This window comes from Cytobacillus sp. IB215316, assembly GCF_033963865.1.
Lineage (GTDB): Bacteria > Bacillota > Bacilli > Bacillales > SM2101 > Nanhaiella > Nanhaiella sioensis.
The window spans coordinates 275,925-302,427 of sequence record NZ_JAXBMC010000004.1; the positions used below are offsets into that span (position 1 = coordinate 275,925).

Consider the following 26,503-nt stretch of genomic DNA (forward strand, 5'->3'; position numbering starts at 1 on the left):
TATTAGAGAGTGTTGTTATTTTTGAAGGCAGAGTAGAAACGAATGTATCATTATTAAAAATTTTTTAAAAAAAATGTTCTTAGACCGTAAAAAAGCGTAGTGCTTTTTCACTGGTCATAAGTCTATTATCATACATCCATTATGTTGAAATAATAGTTTGTGAATATTTAAGAAACGAGTTAACATCATTTTGCCACCACCATAGATATATTACATAAATAGATGAAATTCTACATGAAACGACAAAAAGTTTTAATAAGGTCGTTCATTGACGAGGGCAGTGCAATTATGGCGATTGCTCTTTTTTTGTTTGCTTTGTGAAACTACTTTCATGCTTTTGTGTGTTAATGCCGCAATGCTAAAAATGAGAGAAATGTGCATTGATATACAAAGGTAGAATGGGTTAACCACCATAGTTTATGTTACTAAAATTAGTAATTATTATGTCATTTATATATCTAGTATCAAACTAAATGACTATAAAAATAATGTAGAAATTTGTCGAAAAATGTCTTTGTAGGAGGAATTATTCAATTATGGCAAAATGTATTGAACAAATATTTTGAATTTTGTAAAGTTTACATGTGGGCTGATAATGTAGGTATTTATACATTTTCGAAATTCCAAACATTATTGCAGCTGTTATTCTTATTTTTCACATTTGAATACTTTGTAAAATCCTTTGAAGGGGCTCACTAATAAAAAGAGAAAAGAGGAGAAAAATGAAAAAGAACCAAAAAATTGTTTCATCAGCACTAGCAACAGGATTAGCTTTAAGTACACTATTAGTTCCAACAACAGGAACTGCATCAGTGGAGGTAAAATCAGAAAAAGTGTCTAAAGAACAGAAGGAGAAGACGAAGCAGCAGAAGAAGCTAGATAAACTACGTGAAAAAACAACAAAGAAAAATGGAAAATTTAAAGTGTCATGGGATGAAAAGAAGGGGGTTCCACGCCACGTTTCTGGTAAACTATCAGATGAAAATACCAATATTTCCACTTTCCTTGAAGAGAATAAGGATTTATTTAATATTGAAGGTGGAGAGTTTAATATTAATAAGGTTGAAACAGATGAGTTAGGGATGTCTCATTATCGTACACAGCTTACTGTTGACGGAATTCCAGTATATGGGGCAGAGCTTCTCGTTCATACTGATGCTAATGGCGTCGTTACATCTATGAATGGGCAGGTAGAACCAAAGCTTGAGAAGAAAAAATGGAGTAAGTCTGTTAAGCTTTCACAAAAGGATGCGATTGAGGTAGCTGAAGCAAGCTTAAGCTTTACACCTGATGCAGATACGTATACGACTGAACCAGCTTCTGACCTGTATGTATATAAGCATGAAAACAAATGGATGCCTGTTTATGTCGTTGAATTGCAATTCCTAGAGCCGTATTTTGGACGTGAATTTTTCTTTATTGATGCAAAGAAAGGTGAAGTTTTGAGGTCGTTTAACCAGCTTCAACATGCAGAAACGGTTGGAACTGGTACTGGAGTATTAGGTGATACGAAAACGATTAATACGTATGAGCAAGGTGGGACGTACTATTTATCTGATCGTACGAAGGCAAGTGGCAAAATTGAAACGTTTGATGCTGGGGATCAATGGGCAACTGGAACGCTTGTGTCCGATAGTGATAACAACTTCAATTCCTCTCGTCATAAAGCAGCAGTAGATGCACACTATTATGCGGGTGTCGTTTATGATTATTTTAAGGATGTGCATAACCGCAATAGCTATGACAATCGTGGCAGTGATGTCATTTCAAGCGTTCACGTTCGTGACCCTGATGCATTAAATAGACCTTGGAATAATGCTGCATGGGTTGGTACTCAAATGGTTTACGGTGATGGAGACGGTACAACATTTACAGCACTGTCAGGGTCATTAGATGTTGTTGCCCATGAGTTAACACACGCAGTTACTGATTTTTCAGCTGATTTAGTATACGAGTTTGAGCCTGGTGCTTTAAATGAATCATTCTCTGACGTGTTTGGTATTATTGTCGAAGCTGGTTATGAAGGTTCAGTAGATTGGTTATTAGGTGAAGATGTATACACGCCAAGAATTAGTGGTGATGCGTTAAGAAGTGTTTCAAATCCTACTCAATACAATCAGCCTGATCATTATGATGATTTCGTCGTTTTACCAAATACTCGTGAAGGTGACTGGGGCGGTGTTCACATTAATAGTGGTATCCCTAATAAAGCCTTCTATAATATCGGGACAACGATAGGGCTTGATAAGTCAGGAGATATTTATTACCGTGCATTAACACAATACTTAACGTCACAATCCCAGTTTATCGATGCGCGTAACGCATTGTTACAATCAGCTGCTGACTTATTCGGTGAAGATGGTACAGAATATAACGCAGTTGCTGATGGCTTTTCAGCAGTTGGAATCGGCGGTGGTGGTCCCATCACTAATGATACGTTTGAGCCAAATGATTCATTAAGTGAGGCTCACAGTATAACAAGTGGTGACACATACACTTCTTACATTTCTTCTTCAAATGACGAAGATTTCTATACGTTCACAACTGGGGGAGCAGGAGAAATCACTGTTGACTTAACGAATGTTCCACAGGATTATGACCTATTCTTGCTAGATGAAAATGGCTCGACTTTGGATAAATCTGAAAATGCCAGAACGTCTGATGAATCAATTACTTTCTCTGCATCTAGTGCAGATACATTCTATGTAAAAGTCATTGGTTACAACGGAGCGAATAGTTCAAGTCCATATTCCTTAACGGCATCGTTCCCGGGGGAAACAACGACAGAAGGTGAATGGTTCTATGAGAATGCAAGCTACGATACACCACACCCATATTCAAACAATTTTACTGATACATTTACGTATCAAAAAGCGGGTGCTGAACAAGTAGCCATCCATTTCTCAGCATTTGAAACAGAGGCAAGATATGATTTTGTTCATATTACAGACGGAAGTGGTGCAACTGTAGCATCGTATGATGGTGCACAAGATGCATTTTGGGTTGTAGTTGATGGTGATGAAATTAATGCGACATTAGATACAGATTTCAGTATTACGGCGTACGGCTATACAATTGATCAAGTTGGTTATTTCAGCGATACACCACTCGTACAAGGCTTTGACCAAGAGGCAACAGAAGCATTTTATGATGAAATAGAAGAAGCAGATAAGCCTGATCCAGAAGCTTACGTTGCTCCAGAACGTGAGGAAAAAGAAGAAGTAAGTGAAGGGGAGGAAAGTGGCAACGAAGAAGGTAGCGAAGAGGAAGATAACGGAGGAAACTAAGGTTAGCTAGAATATGCATATACCCTAGCTGATAATGACAATTTGAATAAATTGGCGGTTGGTAAGCCGTTTACTCAGACCTACAAGTACGTAACGTACTTGTAGGTTTTTTACGTAAAGGGTTTTTTTAGCTTTGATACTATGTTTATTGAATAAAACATTTAATGTACAGTTTTATATCATTCTCTGCCTATACAGCACTGTAAAACCTATTAAAAAGGTTATTTTCTAATGCCACTGCGACGATCACTGATAAAGGATGTAGCTATTGTTAAGCTAATAAAAGTATGAGGTGGTAATTATTATTGAAGAAAAGGTGCCATGAATACAGGTGTAATGCGTAATAAATAATTCTTAGCATGATAATTAACATTTGATGAGACACAACAGCCTTATGTATACATTGGAGCTATTTATGTCATATTTGAATAGAAAGTAGTAGCTATTTGATAGTTATCATTTTAATGAAGTAAAGATGTTACAGACTCAACTTGAAAAACAACAATTAATGCGCATACAGAGTGACGTAGTCAGCCTATCTAATGAGTAAAAATACCATATTAATTTATAAATATAACTATAAATATATTTATATAAATAATCAAAATAGTAAGATAAATAGAGAAATCCTTATAAAATGTGCATATTTTGACGAATCATGACAAATTATCAGATTTTTTGTCATGTATATTATTGTGATAATATATATATCCCGGGGCCTATTTATATAATGTGAATGTTTGTATACACGTAGACGTTCCGTATTAGGTGTAACACATTTTACTAGTTAACTAGAACTAATTTAATCAGCTTCAACTCATTCAGTGTAATTGAGTAGTATGGTGATAAAGGGAATTAGTGTATATGGATTTGTTTCCTGCTTCAAATATTGAGGCATAAATAGCCATCGTCTAATAACCTAGTAATCACATATATACTCTAGGATTTTACAGCGCATATAGAGAGAAATATATACAGAGAGGGAGAAATCTATGAAAAAGAGAAAAGTTGTTTCGACCGTTCTAGCAGCTTCTTTAGCATTGGGAACTATATTGGTTCCAACTACAGATACTACTGTTGATGCAAAATCACATAAAGAAAAATCAACAAAGAAAACCGACAAAAAAATTAAACAGCTAGAGAAGTTAGAGAAAATGAAAGAAAAATCTAACGGAAAATTCCGGGTTTCTTGGGATGAGAAAAAGGGTATTCCGCGCTATGTTTCAGGTCAACTATCAGAACAAAATGTTGATGTGCTAACATTCCTTGATGAGAATAGACAGGTATTTGATTTAGAAGCTGGAGATTTTACGATTAAGCAAGCAGTTACAGATGATCTAGGTATGACGCAATATCGTACACAGCTGACTGTTGATGATATTCCAGTTTATGGCTCAGAGATGCTTATTCAAGTTGACGGTGATGGTATCATCACTTCCATGATTGGTCAAGTAGAGCCAAAGCTTGAACAGAAGAAATGGCGTAATTTTGTGAAGCTATCCGCAGAGGATGCAATTCAGGTCGCTGAAAGCAACTTAGCTTTTACACCAGAAGCAGACACGTATACGAAAGACCCAGCTTCTGACCTTTATCTTTATAAGCATGAAAATAAATGGATGCCAGTTTATATTGTTGAATTGCAATTCCATGCACCATACATTGGTCGTGAATTCTTTTATATTGATGCAAAAAAAGGAGAAGTACTACGATCATTTAATAGAATTGAACATGCTGCTGAAGTAGGGACTGGAACAGGCGTGCTTGGTGATACGAAAATAGTGAACACGTTTGAACAAGACGGGACGTATTATTTATACGATACTTCGAAGTCTATGAATGGTGTTATCGCAACATATGATGCTGAAAATACTTTTAGCCCGTTGTTAAGAGTTAATCCGCAACCTGGTGTATATGTAACGGATGATGATAACGTCTTTGATTCAGCTACTCAACGTGCAGGTGTTGATGCTCACGTATACGCTGGAGTTGTATATGATTATTTCTTAAATAACCATAATCGTGACAGCTATGATAATCAAGGTGGCAATATTATTTCTAGTGTACACGTTGGCACGAACTATAACAATGCTGCTTGGACTGGAACACAAATGGCGTATGGTGACGGTGATGGGTCACTATTTACATCATTATCCGGCTCATTAGACGTTGTTGCACATGAGCTTACACATGCGGTTACGGACACGTCCGCTAATCTCATATATGAATATGAATCTGGGGCACTGAATGAATCATTTTCTGACGTGTTCGGTGTACTCGTCGAAGCAGAACAAGACGGAGCAGCTGACTGGCTGTTAGGTGAGGATGTGTATACACCTGCTATAGCGGGAGATGCATTAAGAAGTGTTGCAAACCCGACATTATATGGACAACCGGATCATATGGACGATTTCCTCGTGAAAAACGATGAAAACGCGCTTGATTGGGATTTTGGAGGGGTTCACACGAATAGTGGAATTCCGAATAAAGCATTTTACAATATTGCATCTGCAATTGGTCTTGAAAAAGCTGGCGATATCTATTACCGTGCTTTAACAACTCATTTAACATCACAAGCTCAATTTATTGATGCACGAAATGCTTTATTGCAATCAGCCGAAGATTTATACGGAGCAGATGGGACTGAATATCAGGCAATAGAAAGTGGTTTTACAGCTGTAGGAATAGATGATACACAAGCAGCTTCTAGTGACAATTTTGAGCCAAATGATACATTAAGCACTGCACACGCTGTAGAAAGTGGAGAAATATATACGTCTTATATCTCTTCTGCAGATGATTTAGATGTATATACATTCACAGCTGGAGCTAGAGGTCAAGTGACTGTAGATTTAACAAATGTACCAGATGATTACGACCTATATTTATTAAATCGTCGCGGAGAAACAATAACCGCATCACAAAATGTAAACACACTTGCTGAATCACTTACTTATACGGCATCTGCTGGTGAAAAATTATACGTAGCAGTCGTCGGTTATGATGGTGTATTTAGTACAAGCCCATACACACTAACTATTACTTATCCATAAAATGGCATAAAGTTATAGGTTGGTAAACCATATTGAACATACATGTCTAAGCCACCCCCCTCATATTTTCACATGTGAGGGGGACTTTTTTATAAAAAACGCTATTAGAAGCTTACTTTATCTAGTTCAACGATGGCCATCGTACATCTAGAAATACAAATTAATTTGTCCTGTTCATCCACAATTTTAATTTCCCATACGTGTGTTTTTTTTCCTCGGTGTAACGGTGTACCGATAGCGGTCACAACACCACCTCTTTTGGCACGTATATGGTTTGCATTAATCTCGAGACCGACACAGCCTTCTTTTTCCTGATCAATGAGGTTGAAAGCTCCGAAGCTTGCGACGGTTTCTGCTAGAGCTACAGAAGCACCACCGTGTAAAATTCCAAAAGGCTGACACGTTCGTTCATCCACAGGCATTGTAGCGACAGTGCGCTCTTCACTCACTTCTACTATTTCAATACCGAGATGACTGACTAACGAATGTTCAAAATTTAATCCGTTGCTCATGAATACTCCCCCTTATGCTCTTTCTTTTATTGTCACACAACTTATTAAAATTTACCAATTCTTTCACTCTCTTATCACATAAATTCACATATTTTAACAACAATTGTCGCATATTTGGTTGCTAGAATATAATCGAAACCTTATTTTGTATAGGACAGACAGCATGAAAGGTTATGAAATCATTTGCTCGATCGAGTCTTAATCATTTTAATGAAAGAGGAGTGTTAGTAATGTTAACCAAAAAGAAATTGCTTGCAGGTAGCTTAGTCCTAGGGATGATGCTCCCGGCTTCTGTGTTTGCAGAGGAGCCTGTAGAAAGTGAACAATCAACGATTATTCAAGAAAATGAAAGCATTAACCAAATCTCAGATGAAGATAAGGCAACAAAAATTCTGGCAATTGTAGAAGCTCGTACTCCAGATCAGCTTGACGCATGGAATGCTGCGATTGAAGCGCGCAAGGAAGCTAAAGAAAAGCTACAAGAGAATCTTGAAGTGCAAAAGCAGGAGTTTGAAGACGAAAAACAACTCATAAAAGATCAAATAAAGAACGGTGAAATAGCTCGTGAAGAAGGGCAAGAGGCCATTAAGCAGTTATGTGAGGAATATATAGCAAACAGGTCTGCACAAAAAGAAGATAATGAACAGCTACACGAAGAGCATAGACAGCAGATGGAAGAGCTGAAAGCATCTTTAGACAATGCAGTAGCAAATGATGATGAAGCTACAATTACTAGTACGTTATCAACAATGCTAGATGAGTACACTGCATTCACTGACCAGCTAGAGAGTAATATAGCTGAATAAATTAGACAAATACAATTAGCAAACTCGTTCGAGCAAAGAAGATAACATCATAGTTTAAGTGAATATGTTACTTATAAGGAAGGTCCCGCTTTATTGATTGCGTGGACTTTCTTTTGTTAAATGTTGAAAAGCGATTGTATGATCATCTACCATAACATGATATCTTATGAGTATGAGTTGGTATGCTTGTTCATTTTGCTATAAGTTTGGTAGATCAGATGATATTACTGTGATTCCCTTACCATATATCTCAATATAATGGAGTAGGATATCATTCTGAATATATCCTACTTTTTTGTGCAGTCATTTGGTTTATATCAATCGATATATTGAGAGATGTCAGTATCGAAGGAAAAAATGTTTTGTAAGAAATTCCTCCATAAATATTCCGATAAACAGTAAGTCAGAGTGTTTTCGATTTCTGCAACGCTATGTTTAAACATCATTTTTATTACCTCCTTACTCAACTCTTCTTTCACATGGAAATATAGATCTTAACGTCACATACATTTGCTTTGGTAGCAATTTTTGTAGAGCCACTTTTTTTGATTTTTTCCTTTGCTGCTGTGGTCACGATTCGTCCAAGAAAGAGAAGGTCGATGCTATTACGTCTAGTTTTTTTACAGCTTATTGCTGCATCGAATATTTAGTACGGCAGCGTTATTTCACCTCTAACTACTGAACTACTTAACTTATGTGTTATCAAAAATTGCTGAATTTTTTATGCTACTAAGGAAATATACTTGTTATTATATGGGGATTATTTATAAACTAAAGGCATACCGTTAATAGATTGAGTGTAAAGGGATAGACAAAATTAATAGGCTCTTCTCGTAAGTTTTGTAGCTATTGTTCCTTATGTGAAGTGAAAGAAGGTTGTAGTTCATTGACCACGAACTTTAGTTGAATGCATGTGTATTTAAACAAGCTTTTGAGTAAGGGTATAAAAGGGGTGTCTACATTGATAACGATTAAACGTTTAACTGAGTGTTCTGTACAGGATGCAGTTACTGCTTGGAATGAGGGGTTTACAGGGTATTTTACCGATGCACAGATGACTATTGATTCATTTTTGAATCGACTTACACAGGAAGGTTTGTCTGCCAACTATTCAATTATTGCTTTTGATAATAAGGAACCTATCGGCATTGTCTTAAATGGCATAAGAAACATCAATGGTAAAAAGGTGTCATGGAACGGTGGAACTGGTGTTGCACCACAATATAGAGGTACAGGTGTAGGGAAGAAAATGATGGCAGCAACCTTAGCAATCTATGAAGAAGAGGGTGTTGAAATCGCAACATTAGAAGCGATTAAAGAAAATGAAAAAGCGATTCATTTGTATAAAAAGCTTGGGTATGAGATTGAAGATAATTTGCTATTTATCGCCCATGAAGGGTCATTTGACTCGAATCCTTTTGAAGAACACCTAGCTACATACAACTTTATTAAAACTGTTCCACCAGCAGTTCAAAACCTGTCATTTTATAAAAGTATGTATTGCTGGCAAACGCAGTTTAAGAGCGTGAGGGATGGAGAAGCATTCATTGCGGTCGATGATCAAACTGGTGAAAGTATAGGCTATGCGTTATTTAAGCGTATTTTTAATGATGAAGGCGTGCATGTAACTACAGCGCTGTATCAGTGCGAAGCAGCACCTCATAGACATGACCAACACCAAATTACCGCAAATTTATTATCGCAATTATTTGCACCGTTCGATCAAAAACTTAAGCGGATTACAGTCAATTTAGCAGCTACAAATCAACCGGTAGTCTCATTTCTTGAAGAGGCTGGATTTGAGAAGAGCGTAGAACAAGTATATATGAAAAAAATTATGCTCGAAGAATAAGTAGAAGTAAGTGGATTATCTCTTAGTAAGAGAAAAAATTAATATGCAAAAGTAAAAAAGAGGCTGGGACAAAACCCAATTAAAATGAAGAAACCGCACGAAATCAAATTTATAAACCTTGATTTCGTGCGGTTTTATTTTTGCGTAATGTATAAAAACCAGTTAGTTTTCCACTTATGTCCCAGCCTCTTTTGCTATTATCACATAACATCACATCATTCCACAACATTTATTCCATAATTATCAAATAAAATATATGTAAACATCTAAAAAAATCAGGTAGCAATAAAAGATTTATGTTTAGCTTATCGTACGTGTACGGAGTGTTGTTTGCGTAAATGATGCTTGGATTGTTCTTCATTTGAAGAGAAGCTCGTTGTTTACACAACCGCTATCGTTTTATAAGAGAAATGATGTCATGAGGTCAATTTTTAGGCATGTGTTTTTTTGCAAACATGCAGTAATTACAAAAACCTTCTAAGTAACATATAAGGTTTTGTGTAGACCCACTCGTACCCTACAACAATGGCTTAATCAACAGCTTTAACACGAGTCATACATTCATAAATAACTGCATTACCGCGATTGGAGACAGTACCCCGTTGTCGTAATGCATATAAGCATAAGAGGACTGACCCGAAAAGGCGGTGAAGCATGAATACAGTTTTGTTAGTTGAAGATGAGGTGCCGATTGCACGAGTTCTTCGTGCGTACTTGAGTAAGGAAGGCTTTCAAGTGGAACATACGAAGAAAGGTAAGGATGCGCTTCAAGCATTTGAGGTATATAGGCCTTCACTTGTGCTATTAGACATTATGCTTCCTGATGTGGATGGCTGGCATGTCTTACAGATGATTAGGAAGACGAGTTCTTGCCCTGTGATTATGATTACAGCATTAGGAGATATTAATCAGCGTTTAAAAGGGCTGAACAACGGTGCAGATGATTACATTTCAAAACCATTTGTTGCTGAAGAAGTAGTTGCTCGAGTGCATGCTGTATTAAGAAGGTCAAAGTCTATTGAAGATCACACGGTGAAGCAATTCGGAAATTTAGCAATCGACACAAGCTCACATCAAATTCTATTAAATGGAATTGAGGTTCACGTAACACCTAGAGATCTAGCATTACTCATATTTTTAGCAGAGCATACAAATCAAACATTTACGCGAGAGCATCTGATAGAGCAAGTGTGGGGCATTGATTATGAAGGAAGTGACCGGGCGGTAGATTTAGCAATTAAGCGCTTAAGAAAATCACTGAAAGAGTGGGATTCATCTGTAGGTGAAATTAAAACGTTACGGGGAATGGGGTATCAGCTAAGTGTTTATGAATAAAAATAAGCGCATTCCCTTATTGAACTATTTAGTAAGTAGGTATTTAGTTACTTTGATCATTGGGCTAACAGTGATCGGTATTGCTTCGGTTGTTTGGATTAAGGACGAAGCAATTAGAAATAAGCTAGAATTAGCACAATATCTCGTTGCAGATGTTGCAGACCGTTTAGTAACTGAAGATGGAAACATTGAAAGAATACAAGGTAGCTCTCCGTTGTTTAACCGCGTAATAGAAGAAATCATTCAAGATCCTAAAAGATTAAATCGTTTGGATATTAGATCAATGATCATTATTCAAGATGAAGATGGGCAAGTCGTATATCCGAATTTTCCGCGTGGATTATCAACTATTTCTCCAGAAGAGCGTCAATTAAATTTGCTTCAAATGAATGAAGTTGAGAAAGTGGAATTCGATTTGTTAGGGTTGTCATATGTTATTTCGTCACCTATTGAATATGAAGATCGTTCCATAGGAGCAGTAGCCATCATTGTACCAGAAGAAGAATTTTCCTCAATGGGAAGACAAATGGATGAAGAATATCGTTTACTAGCTATTTTACTAGGAAGTTTAGCGATATTAGGCTTGATCATTATCTATTTGCTATCAAACAAGATTATATCCCCTATTCTACAAGTCTCTAAAGCTGCCAAACAAATTCAAGATGGGAATTATAATGTTCACCTAGATACTGATACACAAGGGGAAGAACTTTATGACTTAATTGAATCATTTAAAGAAATGACTACCCGCCTTAAACAATTAGAGGTAATGAGAACAGAGCTACTTGCAAGTGTGACACATGAACTGAAAACCCCCATTGCATCAATTAGTGGTTTAGTGCAGGCTGTGAATGATCAAATTGTATCTGGTGATGAAAAACAAGAATTTTTGGATATTACGTTAAATGAAGCACGCAGGCTACAGCTGATGGTGGAGGATTTACTTGATTTTAATTCATTTACTCTCGGCGAAATAAAAGTAAATTGTGAACAACTTGATATATATAAGTTCATACAGGAAATGACTGATCAATGGAAGATGACTAATGATGAACATCATCTCATTCAAGTCAAAGTTTTATCATCTAAAAAACCTCTTTTTGCATACGGTGATCCATATCGTATGCAGCAAATCATCATAAACTTATTTAATAATAGTAAGCATGCATTCTCAAAAGAGATTGAAGTGAAAATATACGAGCCAAATAAAGAGTTTATTGCAATTGATATCATTGACAGTGGATGTGGTATTCCTTTGGAAGAGCAGCCATTAATTTTTGAGCGCTTCTATAAAGGCAAAGCGCAAAAAAATACAGTGAGAGGTTTAGGTCTTGGCTTACCAATTAGTAAACTTCTTGCCAATGCTCAACACGGTGACTTGTTCTTAAAAGAAAGCTCAAATGACGGAAGTACCTTTACCTTATTACTCCCTCAAAAAACAACGATCAAGAGGGAGGAGGATATCCCAAATCAATATTTGAAAAACCCCCACAATAGTTAGCTAGTGGGGGTAGATATAAAAGTGTTTTAAATTCTTATGGACAAAAAACTAACATTCACAGCTTAAATTATCTGCATCAAGTGGGAAGTTCATCGTTTTCCAAGCAGCAATTCCTCCAGCTAATTCTTTCACCTTATAATCTTTATTTAGTAGAAGTATAGCTGCTTTTGCAGCAGTATTAAATTTCCTCAAGTTATGCTCCATATAATAATTTATCAACTTATAAAATCAGCATATATAAAAATTATTGGAGTTTAAATAATAAGTGGAATAATCACCGAATACATTATAATGAGTGTTCAAAAAAGGGACAGCAACTGAAGAGCAAGAAGTCGTAGAAAAGATGCTCCGAACACTAGATGTATACGTAGTTTTATCTTAGAAAGAAAAGTAACAATTAATGTAAGAACAGCCTTTAGAAAGAACAACAATGAATGTGTTATTAGCCCTTTTTGAACAGTTGTATATAGAAGAATTGTGTGAAGGAGGATATGATATGCAAATCCATGTTGTACAAAGTGGGGATGCTTTGTGGAGTATTGCACAGCGGTATGGTGCTGATATAAACCAAATTATTAAGGCGAACGGAATCAAAGATCCTAATGTGCTAGTTGTTGGTCAAGCACTAGTTATTCCTTCGCCGACACGCCAACACGTCGTACAGCCAGGTGAAGATCTTTGGAGAATCGCTCAAATGTATGGTGTCAGTGTCCAATCAATCATTGATAAGAACGCGATTGCTGATCCAAATCGTATTCAAATAGGTCAGTATTTAACCATCCCTGTAGCTTTACACCATGTCGTACAGCCAGGCGAAATGCTTTGGATGATTGCGCAAAGATACGGGGTAAGCGTTCAGGACATAGCTGTTGCAAATCAGCTTGCGAACCCCGATCTCATTTTTCCTGGTCAAGTGTTACGCATTCCAGAAAGAGTAAAGCAGTTAGCTGACGTAAATGCGTACATTACTAGAATGGGGGAAAGAGGTGTTAAGCTCGTTGATGAAGTAGGAAATCTACTAACCTATTTATCAATATTTGAATATGCGGTAAAAGCAGATGGTACGATTTCATCATTAAGTGATAAAGAAGTTATAGAGGCAGCTGGGAAATATAATATTGGCCCCTTAATGGTTATATCGAACCTTTCTGGAGGAAATTTTGATTCAGACCTAACTGCGACGATCTTTGCGAGCGAAGAATTACAAGATACATTGATTACGAATATTTTAGAAACGATGAAGGAAAAAGGCTATGCGGGGTTGAATGTTGATTTTGAATTTGTATATCCTGAGGATCGTGAGAATTATAATAATTTTCTTCGGAAAACAGTTGCAAGACTTCATCCTGAAGGCTTATCGGTGTCAACAGCTTTAGCTCCGAAAGTAACAGGCACAGAGTCAGATTTACTTCGTGCTGCGCATGACTATCAGGCTCATGGAGAAATCGTTGACTTGGTCTTTTTAATGACCTACGAATGGGGATGGTCTGGTGGACCACCGTTGGCCATAGCACCACTCAATTCGGTGAGAAAAGTATTAGATTACGCTGTTACTGTCATACCGAGAGACAAAATTTTGATGGGAATTCCTTTATATGGTCGAGACTGGAACATTCCTTTCGTTCAAGGTACATCTGCGTCGACATTAAGTCCACAAGCTGCTGTAGAACGTGCAGGAAAGTACGGTGCTACCATTGAATATGATCCAACATATCAATCACCATTTTTTAGATATTACGATGAAGAAGGAGCACATCATGAAGTGTGGTTTGAAGATGCACGCAGTATACAAGCTAAGCTAGACACAGTGAAGGAGTATCATTTAAGAGGCTTGTTCTACTGGGTTCTTGGCTTGCCATTTCCTCAAAATTGGTATGTACTTGATAGCAACTTTAAAGCTCACAAGCATATTTAGGAAACATAATCGAAGTGTCATAATTGACGTGTAGCCGTGTAAAAGTTTGTTACTGTTCGTACTAAAAATGAGCAGTATGATGAGTATTATGAGAGATAAATCATGGTCAAAGTAGAAATAATGTAACGCTAGCATGTATACGTACTTATATCATAGAGCGAAAAGCATCAATTAATACACAGTCAATTATAAGAAACTCTTAGCGATTTTTGTTAAGAGTTCTTTTGTTATGGTGTTTAGTACTTTCTCACTTCTCTACGGTGGTGGTTTCTAATTTCTGTTACAAGCTTAAAAACCTTTAAAAAAAATTTTAAACTATGCTAATTTTGTATTTTTATGTTTGTTAGACGTGCAAATAAGCCATTTTCACTTACAGAAATTGCATTTTCGACACGTTTTGTGTGATAAAAATGCAAAATTGGACATTTTACTTACATGCAACGGCTTAGGTATGATGGGACTATCAAATAAGAAAGGGGCTAATAAATTGATAAATCAGGTCATACTCGTTGGACGCATGACCAAAGATCCTGATATGCGGTATACGAATGATGGGACGGCTGTATTAAACTTTATTTTGGCGGTAAATAGAAATTATAAAAATGCTCAGGGTGAGATCGACACTGATTTTGTTAATTGTACAGTGTGGAGAAAAGCTGCTGAAAATACAGCGACGTATTGTAAAAAAGGGTCGATCATTGGAATTACTGGAAGAATTCAAACGAGACGCTACGAAAATCAAGAACGGAAAAATGTGTATGTAACTGAAGTCATTGCTGAATCAGTACGGTTCATGGATGTTAAAAAACCTGAATCAATTGCAATTTAGTAGACACCCCCCAACAAATAGATCCTCGCTACACAATGCCTCTTATATTCTTCAACGATCCTCAAGACAAAAAGTTTCTTCAATGTATCTCCAATATAAAATACCAACCTATTTTGGTTGGTATTTTTTTGCGCATTAGGCTCTTCTTAAAAACTAAGTTACTATTGTTGTTAGCAATAGACAGAAGAAGTGCTATTATACACGCTTATATTTTAAAGTAGAAAATATGTCACGAAATTTAGAGCTATACATGTATCTATTATTGTTCGAAAAACAACGATCAATGAGAAAATAATACTAATTCACGAATACTTACAATATATGTTCAACTGTAAACATCTCACTCATTAATGTTGGCAGCTGTGGAAACTCAAGTCTTATTTGCCAGAAGCCTACTCCACCTAATCCATATTCACGAACTAGCTTGAACTTTTCATTAATACTTTTAACATCCTCAAACCAGACGATACGTCTTTTGTTTTCTTCATCAACAAACTCGATCCATGGGGACGCTGATTCAACATCGTATCTAATTGGAATTTGATATTGCATTGCAATTTTTGTGACCGCATGTGATGATAGGGCACGTGCACTCATTCCTTGTGTGAACGGTACTGTCCAATCATAGCCATATAGAGCCGTTCCTAAAACGATTTTGTTTCTAGGAATTTGTGTAATAGCAAAATCAAGTACTGTGCGAACTCGTTTAATTGGCGCAATAGGCCCTGGCTGGCTGAATCTCCAATGCCAATCATATGCCATAATAAATACAAAATCCATTGATGGTGCGATTGCCTGATAATCTAGCCCTTTATGCCATGCTTCAGATTCCTTTGCCAAAACTGCGATCGTCGTAAGGTACCCATCCACTTTCATACGGTCGTTGAGCAATCTACAAAACTCGGAAAATGAGTCTCTGTCTCTTTCAGTTACAGCTTCAAAATCAATATTTACCCCAGAATAATTTTTACTTGATACGATTTGATAAATATTATCTATTAATCTTTGCGTATTTTCTGCGGATGATAATACTCTATGAATCATGTCTGCATTAAAAGCGGTGACCGTTGCTAATGGCGCAATTCGATTTTCACGTGCTGTTCGTATGGCACTTTCATCATCAAGGTCACTAAGATTACCGCCTTCTTGTAACTGATAATCGAATAAAGGGACATAATTAAGCCACGGTGCAAAGGTTGTTAATTCTTCTTCTAAAGGAATAGGATCTCTTAATGTTACATAGCCCATCTCGTCAGCTGTAATGATCGATTCATATCCAACACTGTCAGCTGAATAGCTAGGTATATTTGGAAGTGTCAGTTGCATTCCTGGATTGATCATATTCGGGTTCTGGATTTGGTTTGCATCTATTAATGCTTGCGTAGAAACATTCGTCATTTCGGATATTTTATATAAAGTATCCCCTTGTTGTACAATATAAACATTTTGTCTAATAAGAAGCGACTGACCAGGAACAATATTACCATTTTCTAAACCATTCACTCTCATAATATCTTGATAAGAGGCTCTAAATTTTTGCCCGATGGAATATATAGAATCTCCCTGCTTAACCGTGTATATAATCATTTCATAACCTCCCGAATGCTTCACATAATCAAACAACATCGTCTAATTCGCTCATAAAAGTACACAATAACCCATCTATCTTAAACTATTCATACGTAACAAAAATATGCCACTATTTTTGGGATCTTAAAGTTATAATAATTATTTTCATGTTGCGTGTTCATAACTTTTATTAAATGTTGCTAGAAATGGTTATAATACATACTAGATTACTATGCTAGGGAGCCCCCTGATGAGAGAGTGTAAAGATAAAGTTCTTAAAAGAGAGGAAAAGAATTAATAATGTAAGGACTTTCTCAATATACTAACCTTCGAACCTACTTGTCATTCGTGAGTTGAGGATATGTTGTTTTTTAGGCTCTTTTCGTAAACTTTGTTGCAATTTTTATTACAAATGGACAGTATGACGAGTATTATGAGAGCTCAATAATTCTATAAGTAAAAAAGATGCCACGAACGCTAGTTGACTACATGGTTCTATCTTTGAACGAAAAGCAACATCAATGTGAAAAAACAACACGGTTTTTGAAACATTCCCTTCTTTATAAACGTAGTAATTGTACATAAACCATATCTTTTATAACAAACGCATTCGATGATATTAAGAACACCTTTTTAATAAACATTTTATTGTAGGGAGTGCTTTAGATGGAAAAGAAAAGGGAATTAGGGGATTGGAGATTATTTTCAGCTCTTATTAAGGAGACAAAGCCATCCAAATTATTAATCTCAATTGCGATGGTGATGAGTATCTTCTCGACAATTGTTTCACTGGCGATCCCCCTTTTTACAAAAAACTTAGTTGATCAATTTTCATTGTCGTCATTTAATCAAATTCATGTCGTCTTGTTAATTGTAGCATTCGTCATTCAGGCAATTGCAGGAGGAGTTTCTCTTTATCTACTAAGCTATATAGGTCAATCTATCGTAGCAAAGATAAGGGAGCGGTTATGGAAAAAGCTGTTAGTGCTTCCTATACGTTATTATGACCAAAACCGAACAGGAGACACAATAAGTAGAATGACTAACGATACTGCAGTAGTCAAGGAGCTAATCACGGATCACTTAACCAATTTCGTCACTGGCGTTATATCAATTATAGGATCTGTTGCCATATTACTGTATCTTGATTGGAAAATGACCTTGATAATGCTGCTGGTTGTACCAGTGTCCCTATTTATATTACTACCATTAGGGAGACAAATGTATAAAATATCAAAGGATTTACAGGATGAAACAGCAAAGTTTACAACTGTACTTAGTCAAGTACTCTCTGAAGTTCGACTTGTAAAAGTCTCTAATGCAGAATCTATTGAGCTTGAGAATGGAAGAAGGGGTATCAATAATTTATTCAAGTTTGGGTTGAAAGAGGCAAAAGTACAGGCTTTAATTGCACCTTTAATGTCGTTTGTGTTAATGGCCTTACTCGTTGTTATTATGGGATATGGTGGTTTGAGAGTGGCATCAGGCGCATTATCTGCCGGAGATTTAGTAGCATTTATCCTTTATTTAATCCAAATTATTATCCCGATGAGCCAATTTACAGCATTCTTTACTCAGCTTCAAAAAGCAATGGGTGCAACAGAACGGATCATTGATATCTTAAACCATGATGAGGAGCACGTAACGAGCGGGTCAACTGTTACAAATGTTGATCAATCAATAAATGTGAGAAACCTTACTTTTTCATACGAAAATGGGGAGGATATTTTAAGGGATATTAGTTTTTCAGTAAAAGCAGGAAAAGTGACAGCCATTGTCGGACCGAGTGGTAGTGGAAAAACGACATTATTTTCACTTATTGAAAGGTTTTATAAACCGTCAAATGGATTCATACAACTAGGGGAAGAGCCGATTCATCAATTTTCTTTAAAATCATGGCGTAATCAGATTGGTTACGTATCTCAAGAAAGTCCGATTATCGCAGGAACAATTAAGGAAAATATCATTTATGGAACGGAAAATGAAATAAGTGAAGCTGAATTACGCAGAGCAGCACAGATGGCATTCGCCGATCAATTTATTGAAGAACTTCCTCAGAAATATGAGACGGAAGTTGGGGAGCGTGGAATTAAGTTATCCGGAGGGCAAAGGCAAAGAATTGCAATTGCTAGAGCACTATTAAGGGATCCGAAAATATTAATGCTTGATGAAGCAACGTCTAGTTTAGACAGTAAATCGGAGATTGTCGTACAGGAAGCATTGAAAAATTTAATGAAAGGTAGAACGACATTAATTATTGCACACAGGCTATCTACCGTTGTTGATGCTGATCAAATTATCTTTATAGATAAAGGCATTATGACCGGTAAAGGTACACACGCTGAACTATTTGAAACGCACAACATGTACCGCGAATTCGCGACACACCAGTTGGGGGTCTGAACAAATAGACCTATACCTTTAAATCCTTACATGAATGAAGTGAATGGGGTCGCGGTTGAAAGACCTTATTCCTTTTTCATGATATGTACAGAAAGCAGGGCAACTAAACTAGAGCAATGTTATACGGAAATACGATTTAGATTCTTGAATCTCGATAGAAGAAACACCATATATACCATAACAACCTTATACAATTCTATCTTTCCATAGAGGGTTGTCTGATGGTTTATAAGATTGAAATAAAGACTCCATTTTTTCCCCATCCAAAGAGTAAATAGGAGTTTGTGAGTTTGTAACGAGTGATCTGTGTAAGTTTTCTACAGGGTACGAGCTTTCATTAATAGACAGTTCACATGTTATTTTATCTTTCACACGCTGAATTTTAGGGAAATCTTCTAACCGCTCCTCTAGTAGGAATGGTTGAGCTTTTTTCATTTCAGATAATTGACCATTTCCTGAGAATTTTAATAAGTCTAGCCAGTAGGGGATAGTAATGATCATTGATAAGAATTGCTCGAAATTTTCTCCAACTTTTCCGGCTTGACCCTCTGAGTTAATGTAATAAACTGGTAGGTCTTCTAACCCTTCATTGTGGAGTAAAGCGAAAATACCTCCTGATCCATCCTCAGCTATAATCATTGTTTCAACGCTAGTTTCAAAATGAAATTTTTTTACGTCGAGATTGGGTGTGATAATCTCCAAATCAAAATATTCCATCAATATATCACATATATCTCTATTTTTTTCAATCGTCTTTAACAATTGAGGTATTTTCAATGAAGTCCCCTCCTAAATATGATATGTACTTAAGTGGATTCTAGGTTTTTCATATAAATCCTTTATTGTAATCAATTTTTATACTGAAGGTATTTGTGTGAAGTTGAAAACGAACTGTTGTTTGTGAAATGGATATAGGTTACAATTCCATTTGAAAGGGGAACATATCGTACACTAATCGTAATGACTATTGTTCACTATATGTTTTAAAACGAAATCATTTCTATATCAATGGAATTTCTTATAGGCTGTATCGCATTGCTTCCTGTTTATCAAAGGATCTTTTCGTAACCTTTGTTTCTTTTGTTCACTTACATTTGAGTAACTATTGTGTATGATATTTTAGTCTTCAGAGAAGAAAAGGCACCTAAATCTAGTTGTGTGTGTTTACTTCGTAATACGCAAAACAACATGGTGAATAGAGCACTATTAGTAAAGCTTTCTTAAGCTTTATACCTGCATTATGTGGATTAATTTTTTTGAAATACTGACCGATAATAGATGTAATAATATTGCTATGAAACTTATCATACAAACGATTAATAATCTTATGAACATCATTTTTTTATAACTATCAATTTTAGCTAGGTTTCAGATTTATCATTGAAAAAACATTCTAACAAAATAAGTTAACATCATTATAGAAAGGATTACTGTTAAAGTGAAATTGATCCTAAAAAATACTATCCCTTATATAATTATCATTTTTCTATGTTCTTTAGGTTTATACTATACGAGCAATCCCAACAATATCCCTAATTCACTATTGGGATCTTTTCACTATATTACATATAGTATATTTATCGTGCTCATATGCTTCAGCTTTTGGTTTAACAAAGTGAAAGCATTTTTGGTAGGTATTTTACTTTTTATTGCTTTATTATGTATAAACTATTTATCAACTCCTTCACCTGCTTTGTTAATTGAAATTTTTGCTATCATTCTGCCATTAAATATAGCTATTGTGGCACTTATTAAAGACGGTGCTGTTTTTTCTATTCAAGGTCGTATAATGAGTATAATTTTATTATTAGAAGCTGCTATATTCGTATGGTTATTTCGAAATAGAGGTGAACAGGCCTTCCGTTTCATACTCGATTATGAGTTACCAATTAGTAATTTTAATTACGAGATTATGCCACAGCTTTCAATTGTGTTATTTCTATTACTTTTATCGACCCTAATCATTATCAACATAGTAAATTATTCTGTTGAAAATACATTCCTATTAGGAATATCTATTTGTTTATTTTTAGCCTTTCATTTCCAAGATAGAGTATTAAATTTAGAAATCTTCTTTTCACTTAGTGGGCTGTTATTAATATTATCTATTATTAATAGAACATACTCTATGGCATATATTGACGAACTTACTCGTATTCCATCGAGAAGAATGCTAAGAGAAGATTTAATGAAACTGGGAGGTAAGTATTCAATAGCTATGCTCGATATCGACTTCTTCAAAAAATTTAATGATAAATATGGTCATGACGTTGGTGATGAAGTATTAAAACTAGTAGCTAGCTGTTTACAAAAAGTAACCGGTAATGGGAAAGCTTATCGATACGGAGGAGAAGAATTTACGATCATATTTCCTAGAAAGGATATAAAAGAAGTTATTCCGCATTTAGATGAATTAAGAAAAAAAATCTCAAAACAAGAATATGCTTACAAGAAACAATACAAAAATGGTAAATCGACCACTCAAAAATTAAAAGTAACAATAAGCATTGGGGTCGCTCAAAGAAATGAAACAAACAAAGCAACTGATGAAGTCATTAAAGCGGCAGATAAAGCTTTGTATCGTGCAAAGAAAAAGGGGAGAAATTGTGTTAGTAAATAAAATTAAGCATGATCATTATTAAATAAGAGAGGATGAAAAAAATACTATTGATAAATGACAGTATTTCTTATTAATCATGATTAAGGCAAAAGAAGTTTTACATAGAAATTTCATGAAAGATGCTGAAAATGCAAATCATATGAAATTTGAATAAATATGCACAATAAAGGTTTTTTTTAGTGGGAAAATATGCAGAAAAAATTATTTTTTCGAAAATTTTTGTCGCCTAATAATATTTTTTATTGTGAGCTTTAACTTATGGTGGCTAGACTTGAAGTGGAGAGAAAATGCTGATTTGACAATGTTTATCCTATTATAAAATAATAATAATGGAGCTATTGGTGATAAGCCGTAATTATTTTACGGCCTGTTATACCCATTAAAGTCTGAATAATTTGAATTATTTCCATTTTCTGGTTTGACTAAATATTTATAAGGAAATAGAATAATAGTATTCCTTATAATAGTAACAAAGGAATTTTTTTTACCTATTATAATTAAGAAAGGGGTTATTCGGTGAGGTTTAAGAAATTATTTCTCATGATTACGACATTTTTCCTCATTATGTCCAATGTTTCATTAGCGACAGCATCTCCATATCAAGCTGAAACAGATGCGACCGATGAGAAAGTGTTAGATCCAAATGAAAAGGTTCGTATTATTGTAGAGTTAGCAAGTGAGCCAAGCATAACTTATGCCAACAAAGCAAAAGTAAAGTTTGGTGATTTAAATGACAATAAAAAACAAGAATTAAAGGAAAAGGTTATGAAGGAGCAACAATTTGTTAAGTCAGATATTGCTTCTAAATCAATAGATTTTGACTATGAAGAGAGTTTTACAACAATACTCAATGGTTTTAGTGGAGAAGTAGAATATCAATCTATTGATAAAATTAAAGCCTTAAGTAATGTTAAAAATGTTTACATTGCTAATGAATATTCACGACCTGTAGTAAACGTGAACAAACAACCAAATATGATTTATAGTAAGGACATGGTGTCTGCACCTGAAACATGGGAAGATTATGGATACCATGGTGAAGGAATGGTAGTTGCTGTATTAGATACTGGTGTTGATCCTAGCCATAGAGATATGGTGTTAAGTGACGGCACTGCTCCTGCATTAACGCAAGAAGGTGTTGCAGAACTCGTTTCTCAACATAGTTTAGCAGGGAAATATTTTACTAAAAAAGTACCATACGGATACAATTATGCGGACAATAACCAGGAAATTCTTGATTTAGGTCCCGGTGCTTCATACCATGGTATGCACGTTTCTGGAACGGTAGGTGCAAATGGTGATGAAGAAAATGATGGCATTAAAGGAGTTGCACCAGAAGCGCAAATCTTAGCTATGAAAGTATTCGGTAATGATCCTGGATTAACTGGGACATACAGTGATATTTTCATAAAAGCCATTGATGATTCTATCTCACTAGGTGCGGATGTCATAAATATGAGTTTAGGAGATTCAGCACAATTTAATGATCCAGAAAACCCAGAAAAAGAAGCGATAGAAAGAGCTGTAAATAGCGGTGTCCTTGTTGCTGTTTCAGCTGGAAACTCAGGACAGATTGGGTATGGATATGGCGCGTTGCCTTTTGGTGCTAATCCTGATATAGGAGTTGTAGGGTCTCCGGGATTATTTCCAGAAACTCTTCAAGTAGCAAGTATTCACAATGATTATATAGATCTTGATGGATTTAAATATGAAGCTAGTGATGAGACTGGCGAAATCTCATTTATGTCCTCGTCATCAGTTCATCCAGATGATTTAACTAAGAAAACATATGAAGTGGTATACGCAGGGTTAGGTCGTAAACCAGGGGATTCGGATGTTGCTCCATCGGCTGATGACTTTGTAGGTTTAGATCTTAATGGAAAGATTGCATTGATTCAGCGTGGTGAAACGTTTTTCGTTTCAAAAGCGTTAAATGCACAACTAGCAGGTGCAGCTGGCGTGATCATCTATAACCATTCACCAGGTTATGTATCGATGGTATCTGATCCTGAAATTACTATTCCACAACTGTTTATTCTTCAAGAGCACGGAGACATATTGTATAGTCTATTAGATGCAGGTGAGGATGTTTCAATAACTTTTACTGGAGAAAAGATTACTTCGGTAAACCCACAAATAGGAGAATTAGCAGAATCAAGCTCATGGGGAGTAACGCCAAGCCTTGATTTTAAACCTGAAATTACTGCACCAGGTGTAAATATTCTTTCTACATTTCAAGATGATAATTATGGCTTGATGTCTGGTACATCTATGGCATCTCCACATGTTGCTGGCGGAGCAGCGCTAGTATTGCAACGTGTAAATGAACAGTTTTCTGTAGATAGTACAGAACGCGTTCAACTTGCAAAAAATCTATTAATGAACACAGCGGTAGTCATTGATGACAAAGGTGATTTCAATAGCTATGGTACTGGAAATGGATATTCTCCTCGTCGTCAAGGAGCAGGCTTGATGAACCTACATGGCGCTATGAGTACACCTGTAGTTGTTACAGAAGTCGAATCAGGTGAAGCTAAGGTTGCCTTGAGGGAAATTGGAGATAAGACAACATTTACTTTAAAAGCTGAAAATGTTTCGAATGAAGAAGTAACGTATCGTTTAGAAGGTAGTGTATTAACTGATCTAGTGATGGAAGGCGTAAATCAGCTTGAATCTCAAGGTATATATGTTGATGGTACAATAAGTGAGGAGCAGCCTTGGACGGGTGACTTCCCAATCACATTTTCTTCAACTCATATTAAAGAAGAAGCTGGGGAACTGCTTTTAACAGTACCTGCAAAGAATTCGGTGACATTTAATGTGAATGTCGACCTAACTAACACGATTGATTGGGTCTCAAACCTACCATTGGATGAAGTATTCGAAAATGGCTACTTCGTTGAAGGTTTTGTTAAATTAGTCGATACGAATGATGTGAACCCTGAGTTAAGCATACCTTATGTCGGTTTCCATGGAGACTGGGACGCAGCACCTGTTTTAGATGAGTTAAGTGGATCAGAGCAGTCTTATTATAGTGTAGCAGGTCTCGTGTCTGATGATATTGAAATTGAAGAAGTAGAAGGAGTAGAAACACCAATATATAACTATTTAGGATATAGTCCAGTTGATGGAATCGTCCATGGAGATAATTTGGCGATTTCTCCGAATGGTGATGGCTTCAATGATGCGGCTATACCATATTTAACATTTTTAAGAAATGCTAAGGAAATAGAATTTTCTATTTTAAATAGTGACAAAGAAGTGATTCGTAAGCTAGCAACATCTCAACATGTTAAGAAAAATCTCTTCGATAATTCTGGGGATAAATTAGCTCACTTATTTGAAGATGCAGCTTGGGATGGAACAGCTAATAACAAGCAAGTTGCGGATGGGTTATACTATTACGAAATAAAAACAAAAATTGATCACCCAAATGCAGATTGGCAGACTCTTTTACTTCCAATTTATGTTGATACGTACAGCCCTTCTTTAATCGTTTTATATGATGAAGAGTACGGTAAGTTATCCATAAAGTCGATTGAAAATGGATCAGGCGTTTCACATTATGACGTTCAAGTAAATGGTAGTAGTGTATTAGAGGAACCTTTAGCTAGTGATGTTACAACCTATCGTTTAAAAGATGTAGGAGAAGATGATACGATTAAAGTCGTTGCCTATGATTATGCAGGAAATATGGTCAATAAGGTAGTAACTTCAGATGAGGTGATCCCATTTGTCGTAGTTGATTCACCAGCTCCACTTACTCCAGTAGCGTCAAGAATTGTTCCTGTTACTGGAAGTATAAGTGATGATGCAGAAGTCCAGGAGCTAAAAGTGGATGGAAACATAGTCGATTTTACTTGGGATGCTGAGAAAAATCAGTACACATTTGCTACAGAGGTTCGATATGAAGAGGATGGTTTTCACGACATTTACTTCAGCGCAGTTGATAGTGAAGGGAATGACATCTCTTTTAGAAGAACAATAATCGTTGATACAACGGCTCCAGTTTTGGATATTGAAGTACCAACTTTTGTTGATACTGAGACTGCATTACTTAAAGTAAGCGTAGCAGATAATTTCGATGAACTTAAATTTTATATTAATGGCAATGAAGAGTATAAAAATACTCTAAAAGAGCCTTTTGAAATGAGAAGTATTGCATATGATACTGAAAAAGAAATTCAGCTTGAAGATGGAAAGAATACAGTTGTGTTAAAGGCTGTTGACCTCAGTGGGAACGTAACTGAAAAAGAAATCACCATTTATCGTGGTATTGAGGAAGTAGAGCGTTTTACAGATGTCTCACCATCTTATTGGGCTTCAAATGAAATTGATTTCTTACAGCGTTTAAGTATTATTACAGGTGCTGATTCAACTTCATTTATGCCTGATAAACAAGTAACACGTGCAGATGCAGTTGTTTGGATTGTAAACGCGTTACAATTAGATACAAATGGAGTGAATGAACCAAATTATACAGATGTTCCAGTTGATCACCCTGCTTATAAAGAGATTGCCGCGGCTACACAAGCCGGCATCATATCAGGAAGTAACGGTTCATTTAAGCCAGAGGATACATTAACCCGCGCACAAATGGCAAAATTACTTTCATTAGCTTTTGAGCTATCAGCTGATTATGATGCGCAATTTACTGATATACAAGCTGGTCATTGGGCAGAAGACTATATTAATAGTTTAGCAGCTCATAAAATTACTACTGGTAAAGGAAATAACACATTTGGTCCTGGAGAGGAAACAACAAGAGGCCAGTTAGCAGTATTCTTGGCTAGAGCAATTAATGATAGGTTTATACCTTAGTAC

15 protein-coding genes are annotated in these 26,503 nt (G+C 35.9%); 11 read left to right on the top strand and 4 right to left on the bottom strand.

The genetic code is table 11. From position 1 onward, the window contains the following. Window positions 1–722: 722 nt before the first annotated feature. A complete protein-coding gene (locus tag SLH48_RS10085; RefSeq protein ID WP_320258040.1) occupies window positions 723–3,287 on the top strand; it encodes a M4 family metallopeptidase in 2,565 nt (854 codons plus the stop codon). Between the two features lie 992 nt (window positions 3,288–4,279). Then, window positions 4,280–6,337 carry a M4 family metallopeptidase gene (locus tag SLH48_RS10090; protein ID WP_320258041.1) on the top strand — a complete coding sequence of 686 codons (2,058 nt, stop codon included), beginning with the start codon at window positions 4,280–4,282 and terminating at the stop codon, window positions 6,335–6,337. A 104-nt stretch (window positions 6,338–6,441) separates the two neighbouring features. On the opposite strand, the gene SLH48_RS10095 is transcribed toward SLH48_RS10090, so the two are convergent. Further along, entirely contained in the window at window positions 6,442–6,849 is a 408-nt protein-coding gene (locus tag SLH48_RS10095; RefSeq protein WP_214480784.1) for a hotdog fold thioesterase, read from the bottom strand. A 230-nt stretch (window positions 6,850–7,079) separates the two neighbouring features. Between SLH48_RS10095 and SLH48_RS10100 the strand changes: the two genes are divergently transcribed. The 4 genes from SLH48_RS10100 (at window position 7,080) to SLH48_RS10115 (ending at window position 12,343) form a co-directional block, all read left to right on the top strand. Beyond that, on the top strand, window positions 7,080–7,655 hold the full coding sequence (locus SLH48_RS10100) for a hypothetical protein (protein WP_320258042.1): 576 nt from the start codon (window positions 7,080–7,082) through the stop codon (window positions 7,653–7,655). 961 nt (window positions 7,656–8,616) lie between these two features. Next, entirely contained in the window at window positions 8,617–9,507 is an 891-nt protein-coding gene (locus tag SLH48_RS10105) for a GNAT family N-acetyltransferase (RefSeq protein WP_320258043.1), read from the top strand. A gap of 654 nt (window positions 9,508–10,161) precedes the next feature. Further along, window positions 10,162–10,842, top strand: a complete 681-nt coding sequence (locus SLH48_RS10110; RefSeq protein WP_320258044.1) for a response regulator transcription factor — start codon at window positions 10,162–10,164, stop codon at window positions 10,840–10,842. Beyond that, window positions 10,835–12,343, top strand: a complete 1,509-nt coding sequence (locus SLH48_RS10115) for a HAMP domain-containing sensor histidine kinase (protein ID WP_320258082.1) — start codon at window positions 10,835–10,837, stop codon at window positions 12,341–12,343. Before SLH48_RS10110 ends, SLH48_RS10115 begins: the two co-directional genes overlap by 8 nt. 48 nt (window positions 12,344–12,391) lie before the next feature. Here the strand turns inward: SLH48_RS10115 and SLH48_RS10120 are convergent, their stop codons facing one another. After that, on the bottom strand, window positions 12,392–12,535 hold the full coding sequence (locus SLH48_RS10120; RefSeq protein WP_320258045.1) for a hypothetical protein: 144 nt from the start codon (window positions 12,533–12,535) through the stop codon (window positions 12,392–12,394). A 304-nt stretch (window positions 12,536–12,839) separates the two neighbouring features. Between SLH48_RS10120 and SLH48_RS10125 the strand changes: the two genes are divergently transcribed. Beyond that, on the top strand, window positions 12,840–14,258 hold the full coding sequence (locus SLH48_RS10125; protein WP_320258046.1) for a LysM peptidoglycan-binding domain-containing protein: 1,419 nt from the start codon (window positions 12,840–12,842) through the stop codon (window positions 14,256–14,258). A gap of 487 nt (window positions 14,259–14,745) precedes the next feature. Then, on the top strand, window positions 14,746–15,087 hold the full coding sequence (gene ssb / locus SLH48_RS10130) for a single-stranded DNA-binding protein (RefSeq protein ID WP_320258047.1): 342 nt from the start codon (window positions 14,746–14,748) through the stop codon (window positions 15,085–15,087). A 312-nt stretch (window positions 15,088–15,399) separates the two neighbouring features. Here ssb and SLH48_RS10135 read toward each other — a convergent pair whose 3' ends face one another. Further along, on the bottom strand, window positions 15,400–16,674 hold the full coding sequence (locus SLH48_RS10135) for a glycosyl hydrolase family 18 protein (protein WP_214480776.1): 1,275 nt from the start codon (window positions 16,672–16,674) through the stop codon (window positions 15,400–15,402). Window positions 16,675–17,322: 648 nt separating this feature from the next. On the opposite strand from SLH48_RS10135, the gene SLH48_RS10140 reads away from it, so the two are divergent. After that, window positions 17,323–19,059, top strand: coding sequence for an ABC transporter ATP-binding protein (locus tag SLH48_RS10140; RefSeq protein WP_214480775.1), 1,737 nt, complete (start codon window positions 17,323–17,325; stop codon window positions 19,057–19,059). Between the two features lie 186 nt (window positions 19,060–19,245). Here the strand turns inward: SLH48_RS10140 and SLH48_RS10145 are convergent, their stop codons facing one another. Beyond that, on the bottom strand, window positions 19,246–19,836 hold the full coding sequence (locus tag SLH48_RS10145) for a hypothetical protein (RefSeq protein ID WP_320258048.1): 591 nt from the start codon (window positions 19,834–19,836) through the stop codon (window positions 19,246–19,248). Window positions 19,837–20,674: 838 nt separating this feature from the next. On the opposite strand from SLH48_RS10145, the gene SLH48_RS10150 reads away from it, so the two are divergent. Beyond that, complete coding sequence (locus SLH48_RS10150; protein WP_320258049.1) at window positions 20,675–21,679, top strand: GGDEF domain-containing protein; 1,005 nt, start codon at window positions 20,675–20,677, stop codon at window positions 21,677–21,679. Window positions 21,680–22,195: 516 nt separating this feature from the next. Continuing rightward, on the top strand, window positions 22,196–26,500 hold the full coding sequence (locus SLH48_RS10155) for a S8 family serine peptidase (protein ID WP_320258050.1): 4,305 nt from the start codon (window positions 22,196–22,198) through the stop codon (window positions 26,498–26,500). Window positions 26,501–26,503: the final 3 nt, after the last annotated feature.